Raw genomic sequence first — 17,072 nt, forward strand, 5'->3', positions numbered from 1 at the left:
AGCATAGGGGGCATAAATCGCCAATATGGCGAGCGATCACAAAAGATTGGCGATCATAAAATCCGTATGCGCGCCTGACCGCTGGCTTCACCAAAGGTCGCCACCACGTCTTCGCAGATTGCCGTTAAAAGCGGTGCGAAGTCGTCCGGCGCATTGACCGTCACCAGGGCGCAGCCGTTCATCTTCATCGGGTTCCATAACGGGCGCAGGCGGAGTTCGGCCACCACCATCGGAGCCATTTCGCCGATTTCACGCTCCATGTGACGCAGCCACGAATCGAAGGTTTCCAGATCCTTGAGCGGCAGCCAGATCAGGAAGCGCGCATCCGCCCGCAAAGTCAGTACATCGCGCACCGTCTCGGTGATGCGTTTGTAATCGTCCGGTTTCTCGAAGGGCGGATCGATCAGGTAGAGCAAATCCTCATCGCCCTCGGTGGTTTGCAGGGCCACCTTGTAGCCATCGGCCTTGATAGCCTGGCCGCGCGGTTCGATGCGGTCATGCAGCAGGCGGTAATCATCATCGCGCAGTTCGCAGCCGACATACTGGTCACCGGCGCGCTGATGATCGAGGATCAGCACCGGCGAACCGGGATAGATGCCAATCTGTCCCTTGAACCCCGCCTTGGCATTCTTAGCCCGGACATAATCGGCCAGGGGCTTCAGGCTTTCCGGCACGTCGCGCCCCATCAGGTATTTGATGCCGGCCTCGGCTTCCTTCGAGCGGGCAAAATCCGGATTGGACAGGTCATAATAACCGGCACCGGCATGGGTATCGACCACCAGCAGCGGCTTTTCGTTGTTACGCAGCAGGCGCAGCAGGGTCAGCATTGCGGCGTGCTTGGCGAGATCGGCGAAATTTCCGGCGTGGAAGCCGTGACGGTAATTCATGAAAGTCCCAGTTCGCGCTTCGTCTTCTTCGGCAGGGCAGCCACGATCAGATCATAAGAGCCGCGCACATGAGCCTTCAGGTCATCATCCGCAATGCCCCGCGCCTGAATCCACTTCATGCCGCGTGAAGCCAGATAGGGCGCCGGTCGGCAACCCTCGGCATCGCTGAGGATCTCATAGCCGATCGGCGTCACCTTGAAACTGACCGACAGCCCGATATCCTCCGTCCAGCCAGCGATGGCGAAAACCTTGCCCCCCACCTTCCAGACATCCGCCCCGCCCCACTGCACCACATGGGTGGACTGAGGCAAGGTGGCGCAGAAGGCGTTGAAAGCGACTGGCGTCATCTACTTGAGCGGCATCTCGCGGGCGATTTGCAGGGTATCGGCCAGCAGCGATTCCGAGGTCGGCCAGGCGCCCGCGCCCTTGCCCGTGACGTACCAGGTTTCGCCATTATCCAGTTCGATGATCGCGCGGTTCTGCTCGCCACGCGCACCGACGAGATAATGATCGGCGTCGAGCACTTCCAGCTTCATCGATCCTTGCAGGCCGTCGGCTGTGGGATAGGCGCGCGCCACATAGCGCAGCCCCTTGCCTTTCGGAATGACCAGCGAGTCCTCGGTGATCTGGCCGACCTCGATATGTTTCGGCGTCTGGCCGGGGAAGGCGATTTCGCGCAGCAGTTTCAATTTGGCGCCGACATCGGTGCCGTCGAGATCGGCGGTTGAATCCGGCTCGGCAAAGCCCAGACGGCGCGCCTCATCCATGGCCGCATCGAAGGTCTTGCCCGACTCCACCTGGTCGATGACGAAGTTGGAGGTGCCGTTGAGCACGCCCGCCAGCGATTTGATTTTGTGACCAGTGGCCACGGCGCGTTTCAGCGCCTCGATGATCGGGGCACCGCCACCGACCGAAGCCGAATAGGTCAGCATGGCGCCGGAAGCCTTGGCGGCGGCACGTAACTTATCCGCCGAGGCGGCCACGGCCTGCTTGTTGGCGCTGGTGACCGAAACGCCGGCTTTGAGGAAGCCTTCCAACAGTTCGGCTGAGGGCGACACGCCGGTGCCGATATCGACGAAGACATCGACATCATTGCGCACGAACGACCGCGCGTCCGAGGTGAATTTCGCCGCCAGCGGATGATCGCGGCGCTTCGAGGCATCGCGCACCAGAATGCGATCGACCTCGATCATTTCCGGCCATTCCAGGCAGCGCTCCAGGAATTTCGAGCCGACCCCGCCAGCGCCCATCACGGCAATGCGGATCGGGCGCTTCAGCACGGCCGCCTTGCGGTAGACCGTCTCAGTGCCGAGGGTGGTTTCATAGCTGCGCGCCAGGCCGGCCACCTGTACGGTCAGGCCGTTATCGGCGGCGAAGCGCATGGCCTTGCCCTGCACCACCGGGAAGGCGATCTTCAGCGCCTCTTCCCAGTTGAGCGACTCATAAGGCTTTGCGGAATCGCCGACAGTGGCCGGGTCGGCGTCATAGACGGCATCAACGTCCTTGATCAGGCGGGCGGTGACACCGAGCGCCTTGGCGATATAGACAGCGGTGAGGTCGGAGCCGCCGCGGCCAAGCAGGACCGGCTCGCCAGCGGCGTTTTCCGCTACGTAGCCCGGCACAACCACCAGATCGACCTTTGCCAGGTCACCGGTCAGCACTTCGGACTTGATAGAGACCGGATTGGCGTTCAGGTGTTCGCCCTCGGCAATCAGGCCGATTTCGTTGGCCGAACGGAACTGCGTCACGATGCCGGAGCGCTCGCAGGCCATGGCCAGCAGGGTGGCGGCGCGCATTTCGCCGGTCGCCACCAGGTGCGGCGTGGCCGAGGAGACCGAGGCTTGCGTGTAGCTGCCGGCCAGGCGCAGAAGCTGGTCGGTCTGGCCCTTGAAGGCCGAAACCACGGCGATCACCTTGTGGGCGTCGCGGACATAGCGGTAAATCTCTGAGACGGCGCGTTGCAGCGCGCTTTCGCTCGTCAGCACAGACCCACCGAATTTAACGACCAGGACAGACATAATTCACCCGTTTCAGACCAATTTGCACGGTCGCTATAAGACTTTGGCGCCGGAGCCAAGAAAAAACGTCTTTACCGTTAAGATTCTTGATGTTGGTTACGGACGCAATCATCTGGAAAGCAATCTTCACCCGTCAGCCAGGATGACAATTCAAAACAACTGACATATGATCAGGGTGGGCATAGGGGATGGGATGCACAAGTTATCGGCAGCGCTTTTTATCGCCTTTTTTGTGCTGGCATGTGCGAATGCACAAGCAGCACCACGCTGGACCATTTCCCCCGACGGCATCGGACCACTAAAAATCGGCATGACGGTCGAACAGGCCGCCAAGGCTATCGACGCTCAGCTTAACCTTACTGACGATGAGATTAGCGACGATCCTGATGTATGCGCGCAAATACAGCCCGCCGGTTACGGCGGCTTGTTCCTTTTGTTCGAAAAGCGCCGCCTCACAAGCGTACTCATTACGAAGCCAAGTGAGGTGAAAACGTTTCAAGGCATTGGTATCGGCAGCTCCGAGACCGATGTTAAAGCCGCTTACACAAATCTGAAGATCGAACCGGCAGATTTTGAAGAAGCGCCGGCGCTCAATCTGACCTTGTGGGTAAAGGAAGATGTTTCGGGCATCCGTTTCAAGACGGATATTCAGCGTAAAGTCTGGCTCATATCAGCGGGCGGGCGATCAATCCGGTATACTGAAGGCTGCCTTTAGCCAAGAAGACGCAGCCTATAACAGCTTGCAGTCAATCCCGATATGCCGCTAATAACCGGCCCATGCACAGTCGCGCCGTTCTGTTCCGGGCCTATGGCCTCCTTACCCTCACCAGCCTGATCTGGGCCGGAAACAGCGTGGCGGGCAAGATCGCCGCCGGCCATATCGATCCGATCCTGCTGACCACTTTGCGTTGGTCCATCGCCGCCCTGGTCATCACAGCGCTTTCGATCAAGCACCTGAAAGCCGACTGGCCGGTGATCAAACATCACTGGCCGCTTTTGTTCGGCTATGGCGCCAGCGGTTTTGCCCTGTTCAATATCCTGCTCTATTCCGCCCTTACCCAGACGGCGGCGGTCAATGTCATGATCGAGCAGGCCGGGATTCCGCTGATCATCTTCCTCGGCAATTTCCTGCTGCTCCGCATCAAGGCGACGGCGGCTCAGCTTGTCGGTTTCGTCATGACCTTCGCCGGCGTGCTGATCACCGCCAGCCACGGCGATATCCACCAGCTTCTGCACCTCAAGCTCAATATCGGCGACGTCATGATGCTGGGCGCTATCCTTGTCTATGGCGGCTATACGATCAGCCTGAAATGGAAGCCGATGATCCACTGGCAGAGCCTGTTGGCCATTCCCTGCATCGGTGGCGCCGTGACCTGCGTGCCCTTCCTGATCTGGCGCGCCTTTACCCATCCTTTTGGCGCGCCGGACGTCACCGGCTGGGGCGTCGTTGTCTATGCTTCGCTATTCGTCGCCCTGCTGGCCTCGACCACCTATATCGCCGGCATCGAACTGATCGGCCCCAACCGCGCCGGCCTGTTCATCAATCTGCTGCCGATCTTCGGCGTATTCCTCGCTGTTTTGATCCTGCGTGAACCGCTGCACGGCTTCCATCTGGTGGCTCTGGCACTGGTCTGCGGCGGCATCGTCCTGTCGGAATGGAGCCGTCTGCGTCCGGCTAAAACCTAAACAGCGTCCGTGTCGGCGGCTGGCTCGGCCGGCGTGTTCGTCCGCGGAGACTTCTTCGCTCCCTTCGCCTTGCGTTTCACCACCCGCCGCACCTTGACGACCTTGCTGGCCTTGCGGCCCTGTTCAAGCATCATCTCCACCTGGATTTGCTGGATTTCAGTCAGGCGCTCCCATTGCCGGTTAAGCAGGTGGTCCACCTTTTCGTGGAGATGGCGAATCTCCAGTTCGGCTTTCAGATTGACCTTGTATTCATTCAGCGCCCGCAGACGATCCTTGGCTTCGGTTCGCCTCTGGCTCATCATGATCACCGGCGCCTGCAGGGCAGCGATCGTCGAAAGCACCAGATTCAACAGGATAAAGGGATAGGCGTCAAAGGCGTTCTTTTGCCCAAGCGCCACATTGATAACCATCCAGACGCCCAGAAAAGCACTGAAAGAGATGATGAAGGTCCAACTCCCACCGAAGCTGGCCACCCGATCTGCGACCCTGTCCCCCAGCGTCCGGGTTTCGTCGTAGTCCTCTTCAATATTCTCGGCCAGGGTATCGTGGGTGCGGAGAGATTCAACAACATCCCCCTCAAGAGTCGAAAGTTCCCCCCGTTCATTAACCAGCAATTCCGAGATATAACGACCACGATACTCATCCACGGATTTACGGCTGATATAGTCATCAGAGCCGATTTGCGGGTGGTCCATACGGATATAATCGACGAGGGTCGGGCGCAGATCGTCAATGCGCACGGCGTCCTTCTTTTTCAGGGTCGTGCCGGAAATGGCATCGCGCAGGCGCAGGGCCTTGACCTTCGCCTCGGAAATGCTGTGGCTCATGGCTTCGGCCATGGCTTCCGTTTCAGCCATGTGATCCGAAGGGACGGTCGTGTCTGTGTTGTCCGTACCTGATGTCAGTGTGCCTGCTGTCATGCACCCTCTCCCCAAACCCGCAGCCAAAGCTGTTTGCCGCTTAAGGCGTCGCTATAAGAATTTCATGACTTTTCAAAGACAATTTCGTTGGCCGTCTTATTTTCAGCGCTGGCAGATTTTGTCAGCTACTTGACGCAAGCGCAGCATTTGCGCATATAGGCCTTACTCATCGAGACCAGCCGAGGGAAAGGCCCGACGACGCTGGGGCAACCGCCAGATATCTGGTATGGTGCCAACTCCTACGGGGCTGCCCAAGCTTTCGCGTTTTTGCGAAAGCGATAAAGCAAGAAAGCCCTGACAGATGAGAGACGAGACATGATCCGCCTTTGCGCGGGTGCGTCCCCTTCTCTCGACTGGTCACGATGATTATCTAAACCCGTGACCGGACACACCATGAACGCTCTCACCTTTTCAGCGCCCGACCTGATTGGCACCGATATCATCGCTCCTATTCCCGCCGATTTCCGCCTGCAAAGCGGCATGAAGCTGGAACAAGAGGATGTGGTCGCGCGGCTCTATGGCCCGAAGGACGCGCCTATGGTGGTGGCCGCCGGCGGCATTTCGGCCGGTCGCGTGCTGTTCGCCAAGGAAGACACCACCGACACCGCCCCCGGCTGGTGGGAAGGCGTCGCCGGTCCGGGCGAAGCGCTCGATCTCAACCGTTTCCGAGTTCTTTCCATCGAATTTGCCCCGCGTCTGCCGGCCAGCCAGGTCTATACCATCACTACGCATGATCAGGCGCGACTGGTAAAGCTGCTGCTCGATCAGATCGGCGTCGAGAAAATCTACAGCTTTATCGGCGCCTCCTATGGCGCCATGATCGGCCTGGCCTTTGCGGAGCTCTATCCGGATGCCGTCGAGCGCCTGTGCGTGATCTCCGCCGCCCACCGTGCCCATCCGATGGCGACCGCCTTCCGCGGCCTGCAACGCCGCCTGCTGCAATTCGGAAAAGAGACCGGCCGGCCGCAGGATGGCATCTCCCTGGCCCGGCAACTGGCCATGACGACCTATCGTTCCGACGCCGAATTTTCCGAACGCTTCGACGGCCCGCCGCCTGAAGCGGCCGGCGGCAACTATGTCGTCTGCGGCTATCTGCGCGCCCGTGGTGACGCCTATACCGCCACCGACGTCAACCGCTGGATCTCTATGTCCGACAGCCTTGACCGCCACCGCGTCGATCCGTCGAAGATCAAGGCCAGGGTCTTCCTGGCCGCCGTTCCCACCGACCGGCTGGTGCCTTACGAAGACATGAAGGCGCTGCATGAAGCCTTGTCCGACAGCGTTTTCAACGACTTCCCCTCACTTTATGGTCACGATGCTTTCCTTAAGGAAATCAAGCTCGTTTCCGATATTGTTCGCACGTCTCTCGAAAAGTAACATGTCCAAAGACTATCTCAAGAATGCCGGCCTCGGCACCAAGGTCATCAATATCGGCATCGATTCTGATCCGACGCATGGCGCGGTCATGCCACCGATCTACCTGACTACCAATTACAGCTTCGAGGGCTTCGGCAAGAAGCGGACCTACGACTATGGCCGGTCGGGAAACCCGAACCGCGACATCATCGCCGAGGTCATCGCCGAACTGGAAGGCGGCGTCGGCGCGGTGATGACCGCCTCCGGCCTGGCGGCGCTCGACCTCCTCTGGCAGGATCTGCCCGGTAATCGCCGCGTCGTCGTGCCGCACGATTGCTACGGCGGCACCCAGCGCCTGCTCAATGCTCGCGCCAGACAGGGCCTGATCAAGGTCGTCTATGTCGATCAGGGCGATGACGCGGCAATCGAGGCCGCGCTGTCCGAACCGACCGCCCTGTTCCTGCTGGAGACGCCCTCCAATCCGCTGATGCGCCTGATCGATCTGGAAAAGCTGATCGCCCTGGGCCACAAGGCTGGCGCGAAAGTGGCCGTGGACAACACCTTCCTGTCGCCCGCCCTGCAAAACCCGGTCAGGTTCGGCGCCGATTTCGTCGTTCATTCGACGACTAAATATATCAATGGCCACTCGGATGTGATTGGCGGCGCCTTGGTCTGCACCACGGCGGAAGACGTGACGCTCTATCGCTGGTGGGCGAACTGCGTCGGCGCCACCGCCGCCCCGTTCGACAGCTACCTGACCTTACGCGGTGTGCGCACCCTGTTCGTGCGCGTCCGCCAGCAGCAGCAATCGGCTCAGTCCGTGGCCGAGTTCCTTTATGCCCACCCAAAGGTCAAGACTGTCCACTATCCCGGCCTGCCCTCGCATCCGCAGCACGAACTGGCGAAAAAGCAGCAGGCCGGTTTCGGCGCCATGATGAGTTTCGAACTGGCCGGCGGGCTGGAAGCGGTCAAGCAGCTTTTCGATCATATCGAGCTGTTTTCGCTGGCGGAATCACTCGGTGGTATCGAGAGCCTGATCGTCCATCCGGCCTCGATGACCCATGCCGCCATGTCGGCCGAAGCCCTGGCCACGGCCGGTATCAGCGACGGTCTCATCCGCCTGTCGATCGGACTGGAAGAAGCGCCCGACCTGATCGCCGCCCTCGAACGCGGGCTGGCGCAAATCGCCTGACCATCATAAGGTGTCTGCCAAACAGGGAGATACTTTATGAGCAATCTGACGCGCCGGGCGGCTTTCGCCCTGGCCGGACTGGCGGCCACAACCCCGGCCCTGAATACGCCGGCAGCGGCGGCGACAGACATCCGTATGGCGCTTAAACCCTTTGCCTGTAATCTCGATACCTGGTTCATGGATACGCCGTTCGCCGGTCGTTTCGCGCTGGCGGCAAAAATCGGCTTCACACAGGTGGAGTTCTGGCCGGTGCGGCGTGCCAAGAATGAAGAGAGCATGGACGCCACGAAGGCCCGTGCCCTGCTTGATTCCAATGGCCTGACGCTTACACAATACGCGCCCGCGGCGCCGAACTTTTCCGATCCGGCCAATCATGACGCCCTCACGGCCATGATCCGCGAGGCCATAGCCGACTCGGCCATTCTCGGTTGCAAGGCCATCACCCTGGTCGGGCATCACATTGTCGACGGAATGTCGCGCGAAGCCATGCTGAGCGGCTATACGACGGGCCTGATGCGGATCGCCCCGCTGCTGGAACAGGCCGGCCTGACGGCGCTTATCGAGCCATTCAATACAGTCAATCATCAGGGCCATCTGCTGAATGGTTCACGTCCGGCAGTGGCCATGCTGCACGCCGTCAATTCGCCGATGATCAAACTGCAATGGGACTTCTACCATATGCAACTCGAAGATGGCGATCTGATCGAAAAGTTCACCGCCGCTATCGATCAGGTCGGCTACGTCCAGCTTGGCGATGTGCCCGGCCGTCACCAGCCCGGCACCGGCGAGGTCAATCATGTCAACCTGCTGAAAGCCATCCGGGCCGCCGGTTATAAAGGACCGATGGGGCTGGAATATTACCCGCTCGACAACGACTACAAACGCGCTGTCAGCGACGCCATGGCCCTGTCTATAGCGGCCGGATTCGCTTGATTCCCTTTTCCGGCGCACGCCCCTTGTCAAATTCATATTGCGGCGCATTATAATCTGTATGGGTTAGATGGGGGTCTGCATGAAAAAGGTTGTCATCGGCATTCTGACCAGCGGCCTATTGGCCGCGCCGGCCTTTGCCAAAAAGGCGCCGCCCGCGCCGCCGCCCCTGCCTTCCGAAGAGGTCATCGCTGCCGAGCGCGCCTTTGACGCCTTCACCGCCGAACACGGCTTCAATGCCGGCTTCCATGAGTTCTCGGCGCCGGACGCCCTGACCTTCGGTCCCGCGCCGGAACGGACGCACGACACAACCGCCGCTGCCCTAGCCGCCACTCCAAACGAGCCGCCTTCGCAACTCAGATGGTGGCCGGCGCGGCTCGGCATTTCGTCGTCTGGCGATCTCGCCTATGATCTCGGCGGCTGGACGTATGGCGACAATCCAGACGGCGGCTGGTTCTTCACGGTCTGGCAAAAGCAGGCGGACGGCTCATGGAAATGGCTGATCGATACGCGCGCCGGCAGTGGTTCCGTTGATGCCCTGCCGCCGAAACAACCGACCTATACCGACTTCATTCCTCACGGCACAAGCGACAGCCCCGGCACCGCCGCCGGCGAAATGATGGCCGCCGATGTCACGCTCAACAAGGCCCTGACCGTACAGGCCGCCACCACGGCCTATAATGGCTTCCTCGTGCCGCCGAGCATAGCCAGCCAGGAGAGTGGCGCGCCGGCCCAGACGCTGGAATCCCGCCTGCCGATCCTCGATGCCCGTCCCCAGGGACTCGCCTGGACACCTGAGGGCCAGGGCGTCTCGAAGGCCGGTGATTTCGGCTATACTTGGGGACATTCCGCCACGGACAATCATGACGCCACCATTCAGGGCTACTATATCCGCGTCTGGCGCAAGGACGGCCCGAACGCTGCCGACTGGCATATCATCGCTGATATCTATCATCCGGTAAAACCCGCCGCATAACAAAAGCTCTCCGGAAAACCGGAGGGCTTTATCCTGTAGATCAGGTCAATTCATATCCGCGACAGCTTTACGTCGACATTCCCGCGCGTGGCGTTGGAATACGGGCAAACCTGGTGCGCGTCGTTAATTAACTTATCAGCCACTTCCGGTGACAAGCCCGGCAGGGAAATCTTCAGCTCGACCGTAATGCCAAAGCCGTGGCTGATCTTGCCAATGCCGACGCTGGATTCGATGTGGGTATCGGCCGGCACGGCGATCTTCTGGCCGGCGCCCACCGCTTTCAAGGCACCGATGAAGCAGGCGGCATAACCCATGGCGAACAGTTCTTCCGGATTTGTGCCGTCACCACCGGCGCCCCCCAGCTCCTTCGGCGTCGAGAGTTTCAGGTTTTGATTGCCCGCCGAGGCGGTGCCTTCGCGGCCGCCGGTGGCCTTGCCGTGGGCGGTGTACAGAACGGTTACAGATTCAGTCATTGGTCAGTCTCCTTCGTTAAATTCAATAATGAACAATTATATTGCGCACAATTTGATGTCAACTAAATTGTGCGCTATATAATTAAAAAAGTTTTGTGAGCCTAGCCATGCCCGATACCTCCCCGCCAGAGCTGAAACTGGAAAACCAGATATGCTTCGCCGTCTATTCGGCGGCGCACGCTTTTGCACAGGCTTACAAACCGCACCTAGAGCCTATGGGCCTGACCTATCCGCAATACCTCGTCATGCTGCTTCTGTGGGACCAGGATGGCCGTTCGGTCAACGAGATCGCCCATCCCCTGCATCTCGATTCGGGCACCCTCACCCCCCTGCTCAAGCGCATGGAAAAGGCCGGACTGCTGACACGTGGCCGGGACGCAAAGGATGAACGCATCGTGCGTGTTCACCTGACTCCACAGGGCAAAAGTCTGAGGGAAAAGGCCCGCGCCATCCCGCAGGCCATACTGTGCGCCTCCGGCATGGAACTCGACGGCCTCATGGCTTTGCGTGAGGAAGTCAAGGCGCTCGGCCAATCCTTACGCGAAAAATAGCCGAAAAAGACGCCTTGTCAGCCCGTTTCAATTGTCCTACAAAATAACCCAATCATAATACCGGACACCTCAGGGAGTTTTTTTCCATGCGTCACTACGCAGTTTCCTTAACCGCGCTCGGCCTGGTCGCCTTTGGCTGGGCGGCCATGGCCAATGCCGCGACGCCTGTCACCCAGGTCACCGTCGATACGACCAAGCCCGGCGCGCCGATCAGCCGCCAGATCTTCGGACAATTCGCCGAACACCTCGGCACCGGCGTCTATGGCGGTATCTGGGTCGGCAAGGATTCGCCCATCCCCAATACCCGTGGCATCCGCAATGATGTCGTAGCCGCCCTGAAGGCGATCAAGGTGCCGAACGTGCGCTGGCCCGGCGGCTGCTTCGCCGATGAATACCACTGGGAGAAGGGCATCGGCAAAGGGCCGCGCCCTGTCACGCTCAATTCCAACTGGGGCGGCGTGATCGAGCCTAACACCTTCGGCACCGACGAATATATGGACTTCCTGAGCCAGATCGGCGCCGCATCATATGTTTCGGCCAATGTCGGCTCCTCCACCCCGCGCGAAACCGCCGAGTGGCTGGAATATATGACCTCGGAAAAGGAAACGAGCCTGGCCATGGCGCGCCGCGAAAACGGTCACCCAGCGCCTTACGCCGTCAACTTCCTCGGCATCGGCAATGAAAGCTGGGGCTGCGGCGGCAACATGACGCCGGAACATTATGCCGACGAGTATCGTGCCTTCTCGACCTACGCCAAGAACTACAATCCGGAACAGACGGGCGACAAGCGCATGATGAAGATCGCTTCCGGCGCCAATGTCGATGACTACAACTGGACCGAAACGGTCATGAAGGACACCCAAGGCAAGGAGATCGACGGCCTGTCGCTGCACTTCTATTCCGGCTTTGAAAACTGGCCGCCCTACCAGCCGGCCTCCGGTTTCGATGAGACCGAATACGCCAAGGTGATCAAGACCGCCCTGCGCATGGACGAACTGGTCACCAAACATTCGGCCATCATGGACAAGTACGACCCACAAAAGAAGGTCGCGCTCGTCGTCGATGAGTGGGGTGCCTGGCTGAAGAACGAGCCCGGCACCAATCCTGGCTTCCTCTTCCAGCAGAACTCGCAGCGCGATGCCGTCCTGGCCGCCGTGACGATCAATATCTTCACGCGCCACGCCGATCGTGTCCGCATGGCCAATATCGCCCAGATGATCAACGTCCTGCAGGCCATGATCCTGACCGATGGCGACAAGATGGTGCTGACCCCGACCTATCACGTCTTCAAGATGTACGTGCCGTGGCAGGATGCCACCTTCCTGCCGGTCACCTATGACGCCGGTACCTATAGCCACGGCGGCGTCACCCTGCCGCGTGCCGATATCGCCGCCGCCAAGGCAAAAGACGGCAAGGTCTATGTCTCGATCACCAATATCGACCCGACACAGCCGCTGGAAGTTGACCTGGATGCCTTGGGCCTGAAGGCCAAATCTGCCTCCGGCCAGACCCTGACGGCGCCGAAGATCGACAGCATCAACACCTTCGACAAGCCGAATACGGTCGTGCCCAAGGCCATCTCAGCCACGGCCGAGGGCGGTAAACTGGTGCTGAAGCTGGCGCCGGAATCGGTCACGGTCGTTTCGCTGGACTAAATACCTGCCTGCATAATGAAGAAAGCCCCCGCCGGTATTGCCAGCGGGGGCTTTTTGTTTCCAGATTCAGCGGGAAATCAGGTGTAGAGGCCAGCCGCTTCGAGGTGTTCCTTGACGCGGGCTTCCAGTGTTTCGGACAGCATGAGGCCCGTCGGATGATCCACGGTCTTGATCTGGCCGCGCACAATAGCGCGAATGGCATCGAGGTGGGCTTCGACCAGTTTCCACGGCGCGATCATGCGCTTTTCTTCCTCGTCCAGCATCTTGCACAGCGAACCGGCCACGCGCGTGATCAGCGGGAACCCGTAGGTTGTGCCCAACCCCTTGAGATCATGGGCGCGATAAAAGAGCTGGTCGGAATTCACCATGTTCAGCCCTTCTTCCTTGATCCGGGCCTGAACCTCTTCCAGCTTCCTGATTTCATCCATCAACCAGTCTTCAAAATGGTTGGACAGATCGGCCAGGGCCGCCTCGGCCTTGGCGACGGCCTGGGCATCCAGCGCGCCCAGCCGTCCGCCCACCTTGGCGCGTAAGGTGTTTGGCACTTGAATAATCTGAGCTTTTTCCGGCATGGCCATTTCAGGTAAACCTTCTACGCAAATCGAATGAACCGATGTTATACGAAGGTCATTTAAGAACCGCTAATGCGCCGGAAATTTCTATCCGGCCGCCACGCGCCAGATACGGCTCCCCGCATCATCCGACACATAGAGCGCGCCATCCGGCCCGACCGCAACACCCACAGGGCGGCCCGACACATGCCGGTCATCGAGAATGAACCCCGTCAGGAAGTCCTCATATTCGCCAGTCGGGCGGCCGTCTTTCATACGGGCGATCACCACCTTAGAGCCAGTGCGCGCCGCCCGGTTCCATGAGCCATGCAAGGCGATAAAGGCCGCGCCGTCATATTGCGGCGGAAAGGCCGAGGCCGCGCCCGCCGGTGCCTGGTAGAAGGTAAAGCCGAGCGGAGCCGAATGCGAAACGAACAGCGTATCGGGCACACTGACCTTGCCTTTCAGGTCCGGGCGCACGCCGGCCTGGCGCGGGTCTTCATGATCACCGAGATAGTACCACGGCCAGCCGAAAAACTGGCCGTCGGCGACACGGGTGAAATAGTCCGGCACCAGATTGTCGCCCAGCATATCGCGTTCGTTGGTCGTGCAGTAGAGGTCATCCGTGCCGGGCCTGAAGGCCAGGCCAACGCAGTTGCGGATGCCGGTGGCGAACACATGCCGGTCGCTGCCATCCGTCCGGAAACGCAGCACCAAAGCCCGCCCCGCCTCGCTGCCCCAGCTTTCGCCCAGGGCGTGACCGGCGATGAAGTCCTTCGGCGCCTTGCCGATCCCTTCCGCCACATTACTGGCAGAACCGACACTGACATAGATATACTGGCCGTCGCCTGAGACAGCCATATCGCGCGTCGAATGGCCGCCGGTCGTTGAAAGATTGGCGACCACCGTTTCAGCTTTACCACCAGCGATCGGAATCCGCACGACCGAGCCAACATTGGCGATATAGACATAACCGTTCAGGAAGGCGATGCCGAACGGCTGATCCAGTCCTTCGGCAAAGGTCTCCCGTGCGGCGCTGACCCTGCCGCCCTGATTACGAAATACGCTGATGCGCCCCCGGCCGGATTCCGCTATGTAAAGATCGCCGTTCGGCGCCGTGCGCATATTGCGCGGCCCGTCCAGGTCATTCGAGAACTGCGACACAGTAAAACCTGCCGGCGCCTTCGGCAGGAAATTCGCCGATGGCGCGACATATTGCGCGCTGTTGCCGGCGGAATTGGTGGCAAAGGGCTTCGGCAAATCCGCCACCGTCACCTGGTGCAGGACGCCCGGCGCGTCTTTTCGCCAGTCAAAATTGCCGTTTCCGCTCACCGGCGCCACAGCCTTTGTGGCGGCAGCGGCTTTGCCGTTCAGGCTGGTCAGGTAGGCGATCAGGTTACGGCGGTCGGTAGCGTCCGGCACATTGACCGGCATCTGCGTGCCCGGCATGGCCTGCTGCGGATCGGCCAGGAAGGCATCGAGGTTGCTTTCACCCCAGGTTTCGCCGCGGCCATGAGCCGCCTTCAGGGCATCGGAGTAGTCAAAGCCCGCCACGCCGCCGATCTTGCGGCCGGCTACGCCAAACAGGGGCGGCCCCTGAAACGTTCCCATGGCCGGGCTGGCGTCGTGGCACAGCGCGCAATTAGCGGCGAAAACCGCCTTGCCTGCCGCAATCTGCTCCGGCGAAGCCGCCTTTGAACAGGCCGGCAAGGCCAGGGTCATCAGCAGACACAGGCCCGCCAGCAGCGGCCTCATCAAATCCCCAGCAACGGGGCGGGATCGGGACAGATTTGTTTCCATTGTTCGCGCTCGCTCTTCTTGAAAACCCCGGGATAGTCGCCCCGCTTGCCCTGCATATCGAGGATAAGCTGGAAATGCAGGTGTGGCGGCCAGTCGCCATTTACCGCCGCTTCGCCCAGTCGCGCCATCTCTTCGCCCGCCGCCACGGGCTTGCCAACAAACAGGCCGTCAAGACTGTCACGACTCAGGTGACCATAGAGTGTGTAAAAAATCAGTTCTGACGTGACTTCGTGTTCGAGAATGATCGTCGGCCCATAGTCTTTCGGATTGGCATTATCCTGGAAGCTGTGTACGCGCCCTGCCAGCGGCGCAAAAACAGGCATTCGGGCCGCGTCAAAAAGATCGATTCCGAGATGGATGGTGCGCGGCTCAGAGCCATCAGGCGTTTCAAACACCGGTCCGGAATAGATAGCCCGTTCCTCGTCATAGCCCCCAACCAGCAAACCCTTTGCCAGAACGGCATCACCCGACAGGCCGTTTATCAGCCCCAGCCTCCGCGCGCCTTGGGCATCGAGACGGATTGGCTCGAAGCGCGTATGCAGCCCGCGCATGATTTCGGCGCGCGGCGGTGCGGTTTTCAGCCAGTCGGTATAAAGCGCATAAGTCATCCCACCAAACCTAGCCCAGACTTGCCCGCCCGGCAATCAGGCTGTAGGAAGCCGCATGTCCATAAGCAAAACATATGATGGCGATGAGCCGGTACGGGTCAACAAGTGGCTGGCCCAGAGCGGCGTATGCTCGCGGCGCGAGGCCGACAGCCTGATCGCGGAGGGACTGGTTAAAATCGATGGCGTAACCATCACATCCGCCGGCCACAAGATCGAGCCCGGCCAGACGCTGACGCTCGACCACGGCGGCGCAGCGGCGCTCGATGCCCGCATGACCATTATCTATCACAAGCCCATCGGCATCGTGTCCGGCCAGCCGGAGCCGGGCGAAACGCCGGCTATCCGTATGATCCGCCGCGCCAATGTTTTCGGCCCCGCGGATGTCTATCCCGATCAAAACAGCAAGCTGGCGCCGGTGGGCCGGCTCGACAAGGATTCGCGCGGCCTTCTGATCCTTTCCGAAGATGGCGTGCTGGCCAAGGCGATCATCGGCCCGGAAAGCGACCTGGAAAAGGAATATCGCGTCATAGTGCGCGGGCCGATCTTCGAGGAAAAACTGAAATGGCTGCGCCACGGCCTCGAACTCGACGGCCGCAAGCTCAAGCCCGCCAAGGTCATCCAGACCGGCGATCAGGCCCTGACTTTCATACTAAAAGAAGGCCGCAATCGCCAGATCCGCCGCATGTGCGACATGTGCGAACTGCGCGTGGTCGATCTCTACCGCGTCCGCATTGGCAGTCTGCGCATCGGAAACCTGCCGGAAGGCCAATGGCGGTTTATCACGCCGGAAGAACGCGCCGCCCTGATCAAGGGCTGACATAGCGAAAGGTCACTGACAGTCGCCTTTGGCGCGGCAGGATCAGCCCGCCCACCTTGTCCGTCTTACGGCCGGTAATGCCGTGCATCCATTTTTCCCGCGCCTCGCCCTGCATGGTCAACCGGCTGCGGGGATAAAGATACTGTGCGCGCGGGGCGTGGCCCAGCCGCGTAAAATCCATCATGATCGGAGACCCCAGGCTGATAATAGCCACGGATTTTATGCGCTCCGCGTCCCGGTCCTTGTGGGCACCAATCCCCTGCCCCGGATGATATTCATTGACCAGCGCCCGCTCCGGCACGCCCTGGAAAATGCCATCGGCATGGAGACGCGCCGCCAGCCAGCGCAGCCAGTCCGGCATGGGCTGCGGCCGGTATTCGTCCGGCGCGCCATAGGCCGTGTCATCCGGGGCCCAGCCATACCACTGTCGCCGACGCAGGAGTTCCATCGACCAAGGCTGTTTGTCGATCTCACCAATCAGGGCCTCCTCCTCCGACGGCGTGATATAGTCGTCCACGTAATCCAGGCCGGATATCAGCTCATCTTCAAACAGGGACAGGCTCGGTAAGGCAGGCATTCAGCGCTCTCATTTTTCAGAACAAAATAAGAACACTTATCCGAGCCCAAATCAAGGCTTCTGTGGCCAGGCACA

At 60.2% G+C, this 17,072-nt stretch carries 18 protein-coding genes and 1 riboswitch; of the genes, 9 read left to right on the plus strand and 9 right to left on the minus strand.

From position 1 onward, the window contains the following. Positions 1–53: 53 nt before the first annotated feature. From rlmJ to BLO49_RS16340, 3 genes are read right to left on the minus strand one after another with little or no spacing between them, the layout of a single operon-like run. On the minus strand, positions 54–887 hold the full coding sequence (gene rlmJ / locus BLO49_RS16330; RefSeq protein ID WP_090650489.1) for a 23S rRNA (adenine(2030)-N(6))-methyltransferase RlmJ: 834 nt from the start codon (positions 885–887) through the stop codon (positions 54–56). Beyond that, positions 884–1,234: an MmcQ/YjbR family DNA-binding protein gene (locus BLO49_RS16335; protein ID WP_090650490.1), complete on the minus strand. Its 351-nt coding sequence runs from the start codon at positions 1,232–1,234 to the stop codon at positions 884–886. The genes rlmJ and BLO49_RS16335 overlap by 4 nt, the downstream gene beginning before the upstream one ends. Beyond that, positions 1,235–2,905 (minus strand): amino acid kinase family protein, encoded by a 1,671-nt coding sequence (locus tag BLO49_RS16340; protein WP_090650491.1) that lies wholly within the window; start codon positions 2,903–2,905, stop codon positions 1,235–1,237. It abuts the gene before it with no gap. A gap of 193 nt (positions 2,906–3,098) precedes the next feature. Here BLO49_RS16340 and BLO49_RS16345 point away from each other — a divergent pair, with 193 nt between their 5' ends. Next, positions 3,099–3,620, plus strand: a complete 522-nt coding sequence (locus BLO49_RS16345; RefSeq protein ID WP_139159725.1) for a hypothetical protein — start codon at positions 3,099–3,101, stop codon at positions 3,618–3,620. Positions 3,621–3,682: 62 nt separating this feature from the next. After that, positions 3,683–4,591: a DMT family transporter gene (locus tag BLO49_RS16350; protein ID WP_090650494.1), complete on the plus strand. Its 909-nt coding sequence runs from the start codon at positions 3,683–3,685 to the stop codon at positions 4,589–4,591. On the opposite strand, the gene BLO49_RS16355 is transcribed toward BLO49_RS16350, so the two are convergent. After that, complete coding sequence (locus tag BLO49_RS16355; RefSeq protein WP_090650496.1) at positions 4,588–5,511, minus strand: DUF1003 domain-containing protein; 924 nt, start codon at positions 5,509–5,511, stop codon at positions 4,588–4,590. The two genes, BLO49_RS16350 and BLO49_RS16355, sit on opposite strands and share 4 nt — an antisense overlap. A 163-nt stretch (positions 5,512–5,674) precedes the next feature. Then, positions 5,675–5,819: riboswitch (SAM riboswitch) on the plus strand. Between the two features lie 85 nt (positions 5,820–5,904). On the opposite strand from BLO49_RS16355, the gene metX reads away from it, so the two are divergent. The 4 genes from metX to BLO49_RS16375 all read left to right on the plus strand — a co-directional run bounded on the left by metX (position 5,905) and on the right by BLO49_RS16375 (position 9,965). Further along, complete coding sequence (metX, locus tag BLO49_RS16360) at positions 5,905–6,888, plus strand: homoserine O-succinyltransferase MetX (protein ID WP_090650497.1); 984 nt, start codon at positions 5,905–5,907, stop codon at positions 6,886–6,888. Between the two features lies 1 nt (position 6,889). Then, positions 6,890–8,059, plus strand: a complete 1,170-nt coding sequence (metB, locus tag BLO49_RS16365) for a cystathionine gamma-synthase (protein WP_090650499.1) — start codon at positions 6,890–6,892, stop codon at positions 8,057–8,059. A 36-nt stretch (positions 8,060–8,095) separates the two neighbouring features. After that, a complete protein-coding gene (locus BLO49_RS16370; protein WP_090650500.1) occupies positions 8,096–8,992 on the plus strand; it encodes a TIM barrel protein in 897 nt (298 codons plus the stop codon). 79 nt (positions 8,993–9,071) lie between these two features. Beyond that, positions 9,072–9,965 carry a DUF4440 domain-containing protein gene (locus tag BLO49_RS16375; protein WP_170828373.1) on the plus strand — a complete coding sequence of 298 codons (894 nt, stop codon included), beginning with the start codon at positions 9,072–9,074 and terminating at the stop codon, positions 9,963–9,965. Positions 9,966–10,015: 50 nt separating this feature from the next. On the opposite strand, the gene BLO49_RS16380 is transcribed toward BLO49_RS16375, so the two are convergent. Continuing rightward, positions 10,016–10,438, minus strand: coding sequence for an organic hydroperoxide resistance protein (locus BLO49_RS16380; protein ID WP_090650504.1), 423 nt, complete (start codon positions 10,436–10,438; stop codon positions 10,016–10,018). A gap of 107 nt (positions 10,439–10,545) precedes the next feature. Between BLO49_RS16380 and BLO49_RS16385 the strand changes: the two genes are divergently transcribed. Both BLO49_RS16385 and BLO49_RS16390 read left to right on the plus strand, forming a co-directional pair. Further along, positions 10,546–10,989, plus strand: a complete 444-nt coding sequence (locus BLO49_RS16385) for a MarR family winged helix-turn-helix transcriptional regulator (protein WP_090650505.1) — start codon at positions 10,546–10,548, stop codon at positions 10,987–10,989. An 86-nt stretch (positions 10,990–11,075) separates the two neighbouring features. Beyond that, a complete protein-coding gene (locus tag BLO49_RS16390; protein WP_090650507.1) occupies positions 11,076–12,644 on the plus strand; it encodes an alpha-N-arabinofuranosidase in 1,569 nt (522 codons plus the stop codon). 77 nt (positions 12,645–12,721) lie between these two features. On the opposite strand, the gene BLO49_RS16395 is transcribed toward BLO49_RS16390, so the two are convergent. The 3 genes from BLO49_RS16395 to BLO49_RS16405 all read right to left on the minus strand — a co-directional run bounded on the left by BLO49_RS16395 (position 12,722) and on the right by BLO49_RS16405 (position 15,603). Continuing rightward, positions 12,722–13,216, minus strand: coding sequence for an Hpt domain-containing protein (locus BLO49_RS16395; RefSeq protein ID WP_170828374.1), 495 nt, complete (start codon positions 13,214–13,216; stop codon positions 12,722–12,724). A gap of 87 nt (positions 13,217–13,303) precedes the next feature. Beyond that, positions 13,304–14,950: a PQQ-dependent sugar dehydrogenase gene (locus BLO49_RS16400; RefSeq protein WP_090650510.1), complete on the minus strand. Its 1,647-nt coding sequence runs from the start codon at positions 14,948–14,950 to the stop codon at positions 13,304–13,306. Then, the gene (locus tag BLO49_RS16405; RefSeq protein ID WP_090650511.1) at positions 14,950–15,603 is read right to left on the minus strand and encodes a peptidoglycan DD-metalloendopeptidase family protein; all 654 of its coding nucleotides are present in this window, start codon (positions 15,601–15,603) and stop codon (positions 14,950–14,952) included. The genes BLO49_RS16400 and BLO49_RS16405 overlap by 1 nt, the downstream gene beginning before the upstream one ends. A gap of 55 nt (positions 15,604–15,658) precedes the next feature. Between BLO49_RS16405 and BLO49_RS16410 the strand changes: the two genes are divergently transcribed. After that, complete coding sequence (locus BLO49_RS16410; protein WP_090650513.1) at positions 15,659–16,420, plus strand: pseudouridine synthase; 762 nt, start codon at positions 15,659–15,661, stop codon at positions 16,418–16,420. Here BLO49_RS16410 and BLO49_RS16415 read toward each other — a convergent pair. Then, positions 16,410–16,997, minus strand: coding sequence for an alpha-ketoglutarate-dependent dioxygenase AlkB (locus BLO49_RS16415; RefSeq protein WP_090650514.1), 588 nt, complete (start codon positions 16,995–16,997; stop codon positions 16,410–16,412). The two genes, BLO49_RS16410 and BLO49_RS16415, sit on opposite strands and share 11 nt — an antisense overlap. Positions 16,998–17,072 lie beyond the last annotated feature (75 nt).

The organism is Asticcacaulis taihuensis (genome assembly GCF_900100255.1).
Taxonomy (GTDB): domain Bacteria; phylum Pseudomonadota; class Alphaproteobacteria; order Caulobacterales; family Caulobacteraceae; genus Asticcacaulis; species Asticcacaulis taihuensis.

Excerpts from the sequence above, each read along its gene's own strand:
- rlmJ (WP_090650489.1), bottom strand. The coding sequence starts at position 887 with ATGAATTACCGTCACGGCTTCCACGCCGGAAATTTCGCCGATCTCGCC.
- BLO49_RS16335 (WP_090650490.1), bottom strand. The coding sequence starts at position 1,234 with ATGACGCCAGTCGCTTTCAACGCCTTCTGCGCCACCTTGCCTCAGTCC.
- BLO49_RS16340 (WP_090650491.1), bottom strand. The coding sequence starts at position 2,905 with ATGTCTGTCCTGGTCGTTAAATTCGGTGGGTCTGTGCTGACGAGCGAA.
- BLO49_RS16345 (WP_139159725.1), top strand. The coding sequence starts at position 3,099 with ATGCACAAGTTATCGGCAGCGCTTTTTATCGCCTTTTTTGTGCTGGCA.
- BLO49_RS16350 (WP_090650494.1), top strand. The coding sequence starts at position 3,683 with ATGCACAGTCGCGCCGTTCTGTTCCGGGCCTATGGCCTCCTTACCCTC.
- BLO49_RS16355 (WP_090650496.1), bottom strand. The coding sequence starts at position 5,511 with ATGACAGCAGGCACACTGACATCAGGTACGGACAACACAGACACGACC.
- metX (WP_090650497.1), top strand. The coding sequence starts at position 5,905 with ATGAACGCTCTCACCTTTTCAGCGCCCGACCTGATTGGCACCGATATC.
- metB (WP_090650499.1), top strand. The coding sequence starts at position 6,890 with ATGTCCAAAGACTATCTCAAGAATGCCGGCCTCGGCACCAAGGTCATC.
- BLO49_RS16370 (WP_090650500.1), top strand. The coding sequence starts at position 8,096 with ATGAGCAATCTGACGCGCCGGGCGGCTTTCGCCCTGGCCGGACTGGCG.
- BLO49_RS16375 (WP_170828373.1), top strand. The coding sequence starts at position 9,072 with ATGAAAAAGGTTGTCATCGGCATTCTGACCAGCGGCCTATTGGCCGCG.
- BLO49_RS16380 (WP_090650504.1), bottom strand. The coding sequence starts at position 10,438 with ATGACTGAATCTGTAACCGTTCTGTACACCGCCCACGGCAAGGCCACC.
- BLO49_RS16385 (WP_090650505.1), top strand. The coding sequence starts at position 10,546 with ATGCCCGATACCTCCCCGCCAGAGCTGAAACTGGAAAACCAGATATGC.
- BLO49_RS16390 (WP_090650507.1), top strand. The coding sequence starts at position 11,076 with ATGCGTCACTACGCAGTTTCCTTAACCGCGCTCGGCCTGGTCGCCTTT.
- BLO49_RS16395 (WP_170828374.1), bottom strand. The coding sequence starts at position 13,216 with ATGCCGGAAAAAGCTCAGATTATTCAAGTGCCAAACACCTTACGCGCC.
- BLO49_RS16400 (WP_090650510.1), bottom strand. The coding sequence starts at position 14,950 with ATGAGGCCGCTGCTGGCGGGCCTGTGTCTGCTGATGACCCTGGCCTTG.
- BLO49_RS16405 (WP_090650511.1), bottom strand. The coding sequence starts at position 15,603 with ATGACTTATGCGCTTTATACCGACTGGCTGAAAACCGCACCGCCGCGC.
- BLO49_RS16410 (WP_090650513.1), top strand. The coding sequence starts at position 15,659 with ATGTCCATAAGCAAAACATATGATGGCGATGAGCCGGTACGGGTCAAC.
- BLO49_RS16415 (WP_090650514.1), bottom strand. The coding sequence starts at position 16,997 with ATGCCTGCCTTACCGAGCCTGTCCCTGTTTGAAGATGAGCTGATATCC.